Genomic DNA, 10,992 nt, shown 5'->3' with positions numbered 1-10,992 from the left:
AAGCTCTAAAACTTAAACATCATCTGATGAATAGTTTTAGAGCTTTTTTTAATTAAAAATAATACTTATTTCACTTTAGAAGAAGCAATTTGCCCAGCAATTATTGTAGATAATAAATCTCCACCTTTACTACCACCTTGACCAGAGAAGTATTGTTCAGGTAATTTTATTTTACTAATGTTTGCCCATTTAACAGAGTCTTTTCTGTATTCCCAAAGAGATTTTTGTTCTGGAGTTAAACCAGAAGCAACCAGTTGTTTGTTAGCATAGGCCATAGTTTCTGCAATAACCTTATCTCTTTTTGCTTCTAATTGAGCAGTTTCGAATTTAATTTTGGCTAATTTTTTATTTGTTTCTTCTTGCTTAAGTTGAGTTTCAATAGCAATTAAACTAGACACTTGTTCTTTTTCTCTTTTTACTCTTTCTTCAGCTTTATCTCTTTCACCTTCAGCTAAAATTCTAGATTGAGCAGCTTTTGCAGTTTCAATTCTCTGAATTTCTAATTGTCTATTTGCAGACTCATCTCTTTGTGATTCAAGACGTTTTTTGAAAGAAGATTCCATATCAATAGATGGTAACACTACTTGAGAAATTAGAATGTGATTTTCAGAAATTTCATTAGGTATACGTTTAAAACGTCCATTTTCATCAGCTACTTTTTCAACAAGATATTTTTTTCTAATTTCCTTAATACCTCTTTCATCTTGTTGGATTGCTTGATCAAATAATGTATCGGCAATTTCAATTTTTCTAACTTCATAAGAACCATCTTTTAGTTGTTCCTCAAATGTTTGTCGGAAAGATTGTGCATCACCAGAAATATAGTCTTGTGCAGCATACATATAACCTGTGTTTACAAGTTGCTCTCTTATTGTAGGAATTAAAGTCATTGCTACTAAATTTTCTTGAGACCTAAATTTAATAGCTACATCAATAAATGCTTCTTCAGTTCTTGGCATTTGTACTCTAACTGAAGGATAACCTAATGCTGTAACTTGATCAATAAAACGAATTGGTACAGCTTTCATTGAAGAGTTATCATCATCATCTACATCTTCAGTTGTAATATCAATGTATTTACTCCAAGGTTGCACTTTACCAAACCAAGTAAAATGATAACCTTCACTCATAATAGCAGATTTCTGTCCATTAGGGTAAGTAACAAAATATTGATACCCAGGTTCAGCCCACATTATTGCATTAGAAATAATAATAATTGCAACAGCTGAAAAGAAAGTAACTGCACCAACTTTTGGTTTTAAAAATGAATAATTCTCTTGTAACTTAGGGAAGATCGATAGTATACTATACACTAATGATAGAAATACAATAACGTAAAATAGAATAGCCATAATAGTATTAGTTTATAGATTGATTAAAAAACATATGTAAATAAAAACGCATTATCAGCTCTTTTAGATGCCTTTTTAAGAATATTTAGGATAAATATTTTAAAAAGAAAGAGTCAATAATGCGTAAAAAAATTAAAGTGTATATAAGGTATAAGACTTAGTTTTTTTCCTCTACTAAAACATTTGTTGTGATAGAAATACGAGTAGTATTTTTTGCATTTGAATACACAGTGATAGGCTTATTTTGAACACCTCTCTTACCACGGCTATTAAAACGAACAATAATTTCACCTTCATCTCCAACAGCAATTGGTTCCTTTGGCCATTTCGGAGCTGTACATCCACAAGTTGTTGTTACGTTTGTAATAACAAGAGGAGCATCACCAGTGTTTGTGAATTTAAATATATGTTCAACTACATCTCCTTGATGTATATCTCCAAACTCATAAGTACTTTCTTGAAAGGTAACAATTGGACCAGCTGAATCTTGTGCAGATACAGTAAAAGCAATTAGACTAAGTAATAATGTAAAAAATAGATTTTTCATTTCTTCTTTGATTATTAATTAAAATAGGATTAAGCATTACATTTTGCATTACCATACTATTGTATAAGTTTAATTAAGCAAATTTCATTCAAAAATGACAAGACAAACACAATTTATCTTTTATCATTTATGAAATACTTTTAAAAGTCGATTGATTATAATCTCAATTAAAAATTATTAATCTGTACTAATTTGCCTATTTTTATAGTAAATTGTTACGAACTCACATCCATAAAACAATAATTAACTAAAAATTCAAACATGAAAAAAAAGACTCATAACAAGTACGATATGGGCGTGATTGGTAATTGCGCATTTATGGCATATGTTGATACAAAAGCAAGTATTAGATGGTTATGCTGGCCAAGATTTGATAGTAGTTTTATTTTTGGTGACTTACTAGATGATGAAAAGGGAGGTGAGTTTTCTGTAAAGCCAACGGCAAAAATTAAGAAGACAAATCAATATTATGTTGAGAATACAAATATTCTTGTTACAGAAATATACACAGAGGATGGTGACTTTAAAGTAACTGATTTTGCACCTAGGTTTGAGCAAGATGATCGTTATTATAAACCTTTAATGATGGTGAGAAAGATAGAACCTCTACAAGGTACTCCATCAATAAAAGTAGTTTGTAACCCAGTAGGAAATTATGGTGAAATGATTCCTCAAAAATCACAAGGGAGTAATCATATTCGCTATGAAGGTTTTGATCAGCAAATGCGATTAACAACCAATATTCCACTTTCATATGTAATGGAAGAAAACTCTTTCGTTTTAGGAGGTGCAGTATATATGGTGCTTACTTATGGAGCTCCACTAGAAGCCGCGATAGAAAATACAGCAGAACAGTTTTATACTAGAACAAAGCGCTATTGGAGAAATTGGGTAAAATCAACAAGTATTAGTTTCTTCCACCAAGAAAAACTAATTAGATCTTCATTAATTTTAAAAATACATCAATACGAAGATACAGGTGCTATTATTGCATCGGGTACAACTTCTCTTCCTGAATACCATAAAAGTACTAGAAATTGGGATTATAGGTATTGTTGGATGAGAGATACTTATTACACATTAAATGCATTTAATAATATTGGACACTTTGAAGAAGTAGAAGCATATTTTAAATACATAGAGAATGTTACTAAGCAAGAAGAAGATAGGTACCAACCTCTTTACACAATTACTGCTCAAAAGGAGATTACAGAAATTGAGATGCCATTAAAAGGGTATTTAGGAGAAAATAAACCTGTAAGAATAGGTAATGATGCATATACTCATATTCAAAACGATGTTTATGGACAAGTATTGACATCACTTTTACCACTCTATGCAGATAAGCGTTTTACCAATAAGTATAGAATGCATACCAAGAAGTTAGTAGAACATACACTTCAGAAGATTGCAGATACTATGGAAGAGAAAGATGCAGGTTTATGGGAATTTAGAGATCGCCCTGGTCATTATTGCTACACATTTTTATTCCACTGGGCAGGGGCTTCTGCTGCTTATAAAATGGCTCAATATTTTGAAGATGTTAAGATGGCTGACAAAGCACTTAAGATAAAAGAAAGAGCTGCAGAGATGATCGAAAAATGTTATGATGAGGAAACAGGTGTATATATGCAAGCCGCTGGAGCAAAAGATATGGATGCTTCATGTTTGCAATTAATTACTATGAATTACCTCGATCCAAATTCAGAAAGAGCAAGAAGACATCTAGCTGGTATGGAAAAAGAACTAATGGCAAAAGATGGCTTATTCTATAGATATAAGCACGTAGATGACTTTGGAGCACCAGAAACAACTTTCTTAATTTGTGCTTATTGGTATATAGAAGCACTTGCATGTGTAGGAAGAGTGAAAGAAGCTATAGATTATTTTGAAAAAGTAAGTAGTTATGCCAACCATGTTGGTCTGCTTTCAGAAGATGTAGACTCTAAAGATGGAAGCCAATGGGGTAACTTTCCACAAACATATAGTCATGTTGGCTTAATGAATGCAGCGTATAGAATTTCTAAAAAATTAGATTTACCTAACTTTTTGTAAAAGTTAATAGCAGATATTATATCAAAGGGGAACAGTTTGTAATGAATTGTTTCCCTTTTTTATTTTCCAATAATGATATATTTAATCAGTATGAAAAATGTAATTATTGCTAAACCGAAATATTTTAAAAAAGTCATCATAGTATATAGTTTGTAATTGATTCTGCAACAGAGACAAGTAAATTAAAGGAATGGACAATAGTAAATGTATAATTCATAGTAAAATGATATACAAAATTATTATTTTCATAAATATGACATTAAGTCACTTTAAAGTATTGATTTTTAATGTGTTAATGACTTTTTGTCTTTTCGCCACTTCAGAAAAGAATATATTTATGAAAATATGTCCGAAAAGTTACTTTTGATCAATTATTGATATTAATCAGTTAAATAATATAGTTTTTAACTAGTTATACGACGTTTAATTTGGTCTCAATAACTTCAATTAAATAATTAAAACATGAATTTTGAAAAATATACAATCCGTTCGCAAGAAGTGCTTCAAAAGGCACAGAATATAGCGAAAGGATTACAACAACAAATAATTGAAACAGGTCATATTTTAAAAGCTATTATCCAACAAGAGGATAATATGGTTACTTTTTTAACCAACAAAATAAAAGCTGATAAAGCGACTTTAGATACTCAAGTAGATGCAATTGTAAATACATATCCTAAATCTTCAGGAGAAAATCCGTATTTATCAAATGATTCTGCAAATACATTACAAAAAGCAGAACAGTTCATGACCGATATGGGTGATGAGTTTGTTGCTGTAGAACATATATTATTAGGACTTTTAGATGGTAATGATAAAGTAGCCTCTTTGCTAAAACAAGCAGGTTTTACAGTAGATTATCTTAAAAAAGCGATAGTAGAATTACGAAAAGGAAATAAAGTAACTGATCAAAATGCAGAAGGTCAATATCAATCTTTAGAAAGATATGCTGTTGATTTAACTCAAATGGCACGAGATGGTAAACTTGATCCTGTAATTGGAAGAGATGAAGAAATTCGTAGAGTTCTCCAAATCCTTTCAAGAAGAACGAAAAACAATCCAATGCTTATTGGTGAACCAGGTGTTGGTAAAACTGCAATTGCAGAAGGTTTAGCTCAAAGAATTGTATCTGGAGATATTCCAGAAAACCTTGAAGATATAAGTATTGCTTCTTTAGATATGGGTGCTTTGGTAGCGGGAGCTAAATTTAAAGGTGAATTTGAAGAAAGATTAAAAGCTGTAATCAAGGAAGTACAAAGTGCTGAAGGAAAAATAATCTTATTTATAGATGAAATTCACACTCTGATTGGTGCTGGTGCTGGTGGAGACAGTGCAATGGATGCTGCAAACTTACTAAAACCTGCTTTGGCTAGAGGTGAGTTAAGATCTATTGGTGCTACAACATTAAAAGAGTATCAAAAATATATTGAAAAAGATAAAGCATTAGAAAGAAGATTCCAACCTGTAAATGTAGGAGAACCATCTGTAGATGATGCAATTTCAATTCTAAGAGGGATAAAAGAAAAATATGAGGTACATCATGGTGTAAGAATCAAAGATGACGCAATTATATCTTCAGTAGAATTATCAAATAGATATATTTCAGACCGTTTTCTTCCAGATAAAGCTATTGATTTAATGGATGAAGCAGCAGCTAGAATGCGTATTCAAATGAACTCAATGCCAGAAGAGGTAGATGAGATCAAGAGAAAAGTAATGCAGCTTGAAATAGAAAGAGAAGCAATAAGAAGGGAAGAAGATATAGAAAAAGAAAATATCTTAACTGATCAAATTCGAGTTTTAACAGGAAAACTTAATGAGCTAGAAGATGAATGGAAACGTGAGAAACAAACATTAGATGCAATTAAGCAGTTAAAGCGTGATATTGATAAATATAAAATAGAAGCTGATCAAGCAGAAAGATCAGGTAACTACGGAAGAGTTGCTGAAATTCGATATGGTAAAATTGTAGATGCTGAAAAGCAATTAGAAGATTTACAAAAAGAATCAGAAATTGAATCTCAATCTGGAAATGTAATGCTTCGTCAAGAAGTAACATCTGAAGATATTGCCGAAGTTGTAGCACGTTGGACGGGAATCCCTGTTGCTAAAATGGTTCAAGGAGAAAGAGAAAAATTACTACACCTTGAAACTGAATTAGGAAATCGTGTTGCAGGACAGGATGAAGCAATTGTAGCTATTTCTGATGCCGTAAGAAGAAGTAGAGCTGGGTTACAAGATCCAAGAAGACCAATTGGTTCGTTCTTATTCTTGGGAACTACAGGTGTAGGTAAAACAGAATTAGCAAAGGCATTAGCAGATTATCTTTTTGATGATGAAAAAGCTATGGTTCGTATTGATATGTCAGAATATCAAGAAAAACATGCTGTAAGCCGCTTGATTGGAGCTCCTCCGGGCTACGTTGGTTATGATGAAGGCGGGCAACTCACAGAAGAAGTAAGAAGAAGACCTTATTCTGTTATTTTATTAGATGAAATAGAAAAAGCTCATCCTGATGTTTTTAATATCTTACTTCAAGTATTAGATGATGGACGTCTTACTGATAATAAGGGCAGGGTTGCTGATTTCAAGAATACTATTGTGATTATGACATCAAATATGGGTGCACATTTCATGATGGAGAAAATAGGAGATTTAGAAAAAGCTGGAACTGTTTTAGAAAAAGAAGAAATTCTAGAAGGGTGTAAAGTTCAAGCACTTGATTTATTAAAAAATACAGTTCGTCCGGAGTTTTTAAATAGAATAGATGAAATATGTATGTTCCAACCTCTAACAAGAGAGAATATGGGTAAAATTGCATCAATTCAATTTAAAGATATACAGAAACGTATCCGTGCAAATGGTATAGAAATAGAGATTACTCCAGCAGCTCTTAAAAAAGTAGCTGATTTAGGCTATGAGCCTGAGTTTGGAGCTAGACCTTTAAAAAGAGTTATTCAAAGATATATTTTGAATGATCTATCAAAATCTATTTTGAGTGGAAAAGTTGAAAAAGATTCTATAGTATTAATTGATCTTGAAAATGATCAATTAGTATTTAAGAATAAATAAAATAGATGGAATTAAAAAAGGCGAAATCAATATTGATTTCGCCTTTTTTGTTATCTTATGACGATCGAACTAGATTGGCCAACATTATCAATTACTGCTTTTTTTGCAGTAGATGCTGCTCGCAAATCGGTATAAATTCCATGAATACTATTCAAATTCACATGAATAACGTTCTTAGGATATTTAACCTGAACCATTTCTTGAAACTTTGTCAATAAAGAAAACTTTTGCTCAGAAAAGTTAGAAATATCAACTCTGATAATCGAAGAAAGGATCTCAGTATCTCCTTCTAAACAGTCTTTTTTCACTGCTTGTAGAAAAATATACCTGACATTCGAATTACTTACTTCTTCTGCTTTAGACTTTGAAGTAGGTTCGTTACTGTCGACATTAGCAAACACATTACATAAAGTAGCTATGTAGATGATTGCAAAAAAGGATAATAGTCGCATTAAAAATACAGTTAATGTTATTTAGTTAATTGTACAATAGGGGATTATTGCATTCCAAATATAACAATTAATAGTTGTTAATGAAATATAAGCGTAAAAAAGTTACTTATTTAATAAAAAATATAATTATCTCATAATCTGATTATTATTAATATAAGTGTTTAGATTAAATAGATGATTAAGATAATTCTTTGTAGTTTAATTTTTAAATAAAGAAATAGACTTACATACTTACCAATATGCCTAGACTACTGTTTTTAATTCAGTTGATCTGTTTTCAATTTTTAGCAAGCCCAATTTTCAGCCAAGAAATAAAATCACCTTCTGAATTCTTAGGCTATTCCTTAGGTACTAAATTTACTTATCATTATAAAATTATTGATTATTGTAAAGAGCTCTCTTTAAAGTCTAAGAGTGTACAATTATTTAATTATGGGGAAACTTCAGAAGGAAGAGAATTAATTGCGCTTGCTTTTTCATCTCCTCACAATATTGAGAGGTTAGAAGAAATACGAATATCAAATTTACAGAGAGCAGGTTTTTTGGCAGGTGAACCAACAATAGACATTCCAATTGTTTGGTTGGGTTACAACGTTCATGGCAATGAAGCTTCAGGTTCTGAAGTAGCATTAAAGGTTTTATATGAATTAGTAACATCAGTAAAAAATGCTACTGAGTTTTCTCAAATTTTTGAAAACATAGTAGTAATAATTGATCCATGTATGAATCCTGACGGTAGAGACCGTTATGTAGCTTCATACAATCAAAAACAAGGTCATTTTATCAACTCAAGTCCTAATGATTGGACTCATATAGAAAATTGGCCTTCTGGTAGATATAATCATTATATTTTTGATTTAAATAGAGATTGGGCTTGGCTCACCCAAAAAGAAACTCAAGAAAGAACAAAATTTTATAGAAGTTGGATGCCTGAGGTATATGTTGATTTTCATGAAATGATGCCTCAGTATTCATATTTTTTTGGACCTCCTGCGGAACCTATCAATACAGCAATTACTGATTGGCAAAGAGAATATCAAAGAATAGCATCTAAAGAATATGTAAAAGTATTTAAAGAGCGAAATTGGAATTATTTTACAGAAGAGGTTTTTGATTTACTTTATCCAAGTTATGGTGATAGCTGGACTTGTTTAAATGGTGCAGTAGGGTTTACCTTCGAACAAGGTGGACATGGTGTTGCAGGTTTGTCTTTAAAAAGAACAAAAAGATCTGAAGAGTTAACATTGAATGATAGAATTGAAAAGCATTTTGAAACAACTTTAATGACATTAATAACTGCAAGTAGATATAAGGATCAACTTTTAAAAGAATATAAGAACTATTTTGATTACAAAAAGAATAAAAATGATGTTACATACATTGTAAGAATTGCTAAAGATAAATCAAGAGTAAATACATTATTACGTTTATTACAGAAACATCAAATTGAATTTAGTCAATCAATAAATTCATTTGAAGTTGAAGGTTATAGGTATTCATCAAAAAGAACTGATAAATATTCTATCAATAAAGGAGATATAATATTAACTAATAATCAAACAATGGGAAGAGCTTTGGATGTACTTTTCTCACCTGAAGTAATATATAACGATTCTTTAACATACGATCTAACTTCATGGGCCTTACCGTATGCTTATAATTTAGATGTCATAAAAACAACGAAAAAACTAACAGTAGTAACTAAAAAATATAAATTAGATAACACTAATACTAATGCTGCTACAGATACGTCAGTATATGTAATTCCATGGTCTTCTTTAAACCAAGTTAAATTTATATCAAGATTAATGAATGAAAATATAAACCTTGGTTACTTAAAGAGTGATACTACATTGAATGGAGAACAGTTTGATCAAGGGAGTATTATAATAAGTGAAGTATCATTACTTTCAAGTAGTAAAGCTTCTTTATTTTCTTTATTAAGAGATAAGTTTCAAGCTGAAGTTAAAATACAGAATAGTATGCAACTTTTAGAATGCTCCGAGTTTATTTCACCCTTAAATATTACCGTAGTTGCAGGAGAAGAGACTAATGCTACTGATTTTGGAGGGATTTGGTTTTATTTCGATCAGGTAATTGGTTACCCTATAAATATTATTCAATCAAACAGGTTATCAGTTTCTAAGCTAGAAAAGTCAGATGTTGTTATAGTTGGGGATGGTACTTATGGTAACTCAACTAAGAATATAATCTATAACTATGTGAAAGGAGGAGGAAAGGCTATTTTATTTGAAAATGCTATCAATATTTTTGCAGAAAATAAAGCATCAGAACTTTATGCATTAAAAGAAGGTGAAAATATTTTTAATACGAAAGATAAAAATACAAGCAAGTTAAGAACTAGTCTTACTAATAAAGCAGTAGGAGCAATAATTAAAGTAGAACTAGATAAGCAGAATAATATTTCTAACGGAGGAATGGAATATTATTATTCTTTAAAACAGAATAGTATCACTTTACCTAAAATGAAAAATACACTTGCTTACATCCCTGACTCCCCTTTAATGTCTGGCTTTATAGGTGGCACTCTTATTAAAGACTTACCAGGTAAGAGTATGATAGCAGCTGAAAACATAGGAAACGGAGAAGTGATTTACTTCGTAGAATCACCAGTATTTAGAGGGTTTTGGAATTCTGGAATGCAAATCTTTAGCAATTCGATATTTTTCTCAACAAAATAAAGAACTTATTTATCTGTTAAATAATGTCTTACATAATTATTATAATTTGTTTAATATAATTATTGATAGTTTTTATTGCACTTTATTTTTCTATTCTTACCTTTGCACTCGCTTCAAAAGAGAAGCTTTATATATGTATTGTGTTAAGGTTTTTATTTTAGATTAGTATAGACTAATTGAAAAGATAATCTTCAAATATTTTTTTTAAAATTAATTGAAAAAACATTTGGAAGTTTAAATGTAAATATCTTACCTTTGCACTCGCTTCTTCAGGGAGGTAATCAATGAAACAACGGTTTTGTTGGTAATAAAAACTGATTTGTCAGTTCATTAAGCTTCGGCTTAAACGTTCTTTAATGTATTGCAAAGTAATTATAAGATCAGCGAAAGCGGATCCTAATAAAGTTAATTCTTTTAAACAGTTCGTAGAGACAGGTATAAAACATTGATCATTTATTTGATCTAAAAACTCTTACAACGGAGAGTTTGATCCTGGCTCAGGATGAACGCTAGCGGCAGGCCTAATACATGCAAGTCGAGGGGTAACAGGAGTGCTTGCACTTGCTGACGACCGGCGCACGGGTGCGTAACGCGTATATAACTTGCCTTTGTCTGGAAGATAGCCCGGAGAAATCCGGATTAATATTCCATGGTATCTTAAGTGAGCATTCACTAAAGATTAAAGATTTATCGGACAGAGATAGATATGCGTCCCATTAGCTAGTTGGTAAGGTAACGGCTTACCAAGGCGACGATGGGTAGGGGTTCTGAGAGGAAGGTCCCCCACACTGGCACTGAGATACGGGCCAGAC

The 10,992-nt window shown here is 31.2% G+C and carries 6 protein-coding genes and 1 rRNA gene (1 of these 7 running past the window's edge); 4 read left to right on the top strand and 3 right to left on the bottom strand.

Annotated features, from left to right (window positions below; translation table 11 throughout):
* Positions 1-65: 65 nt before the first annotated feature.
* Both KM029_RS12395 and KM029_RS12390 read right to left on the bottom strand, forming a co-directional pair.
* Positions 66-1,352, bottom strand: a complete 1,287-nt coding sequence (locus KM029_RS12395) for a hypothetical protein (protein ID WP_144073571.1) — start codon at positions 1,350-1,352, stop codon at positions 66-68.
* A 157-nt stretch (positions 1,353-1,509) separates the two neighbouring features.
* Complete coding sequence (locus tag KM029_RS12390) at positions 1,510-1,899, bottom strand: DUF1573 domain-containing protein (RefSeq protein WP_144073570.1); 390 nt, start codon at positions 1,897-1,899, stop codon at positions 1,510-1,512.
* 261 nt (positions 1,900-2,160) lie between these two features.
* On the opposite strand from KM029_RS12390, the gene KM029_RS12385 reads away from it, so the two are divergent.
* Both KM029_RS12385 and clpB read left to right on the top strand, forming a co-directional pair.
* Positions 2,161-3,954, top strand: coding sequence for a glycoside hydrolase family 15 protein (locus tag KM029_RS12385; RefSeq protein ID WP_144073569.1), 1,794 nt, complete (start codon positions 2,161-2,163; stop codon positions 3,952-3,954).
* A gap of 462 nt (positions 3,955-4,416) precedes the next feature.
* A complete protein-coding gene (gene clpB, locus KM029_RS12380; RefSeq protein ID WP_144073568.1) occupies positions 4,417-7,026 on the top strand; it encodes an ATP-dependent chaperone ClpB in 2,610 nt (869 codons plus the stop codon).
* A 50-nt stretch (positions 7,027-7,076) separates the two neighbouring features.
* On the opposite strand, the gene KM029_RS12375 is transcribed toward clpB, so the two are convergent.
* The gene (locus tag KM029_RS12375) at positions 7,077-7,478 is read right to left on the bottom strand and encodes a hypothetical protein (RefSeq protein WP_144073567.1); all 402 of its coding nucleotides are present in this window, start codon (positions 7,476-7,478) and stop codon (positions 7,077-7,079) included.
* Positions 7,479-7,717: 239 nt separating this feature from the next.
* Between KM029_RS12375 and KM029_RS12370 the strand changes: the two genes are divergently transcribed.
* Both KM029_RS12370 and KM029_RS12365 read left to right on the top strand, forming a co-directional pair.
* Positions 7,718-10,180, top strand: coding sequence for a M14 family zinc carboxypeptidase (locus KM029_RS12370; RefSeq protein ID WP_144073566.1), 2,463 nt, complete (start codon positions 7,718-7,720; stop codon positions 10,178-10,180).
* 474 nt (positions 10,181-10,654) lie between these two features.
* Positions 10,655-10,992, top strand: a 16S ribosomal RNA gene (locus KM029_RS12365) (it continues 1,187 nt past the right edge of the window).

The organism is Flammeovirga kamogawensis (assembly GCF_018736065.1).
GTDB lineage: Bacteria > Bacteroidota > Bacteroidia > Cytophagales > Flammeovirgaceae > Flammeovirga > Flammeovirga kamogawensis.
This window is presented reverse-complemented; position numbering and strand designations above follow the sequence as displayed.

What these genes read in the sequence shown, in the direction of transcription:
- KM029_RS12385 (WP_144073569.1), top strand. Translation starts at nt 2,161, where the DNA reads ATGAAAAAAAAGACTCATAACAAGTACGATATGGGCGTGATTGGTAAT.
- KM029_RS12395 (WP_144073571.1), bottom strand. Translation starts at nt 1,352, where the DNA reads ATGGCTATTCTATTTTACGTTATTGTATTTCTATCATTAGTGTATAGT.
- KM029_RS12370 (WP_144073566.1), top strand. Translation starts at nt 7,718, where the DNA reads ATGCCTAGACTACTGTTTTTAATTCAGTTGATCTGTTTTCAATTTTTA.
- KM029_RS12390 (WP_144073570.1), bottom strand. Translation starts at nt 1,899, where the DNA reads ATGAAAAATCTATTTTTTACATTATTACTTAGTCTAATTGCTTTTACT.
- clpB (WP_144073568.1), top strand. Translation starts at nt 4,417, where the DNA reads ATGAATTTTGAAAAATATACAATCCGTTCGCAAGAAGTGCTTCAAAAG.
- KM029_RS12375 (WP_144073567.1), bottom strand. Translation starts at nt 7,478, where the DNA reads ATGCGACTATTATCCTTTTTTGCAATCATCTACATAGCTACTTTATGT.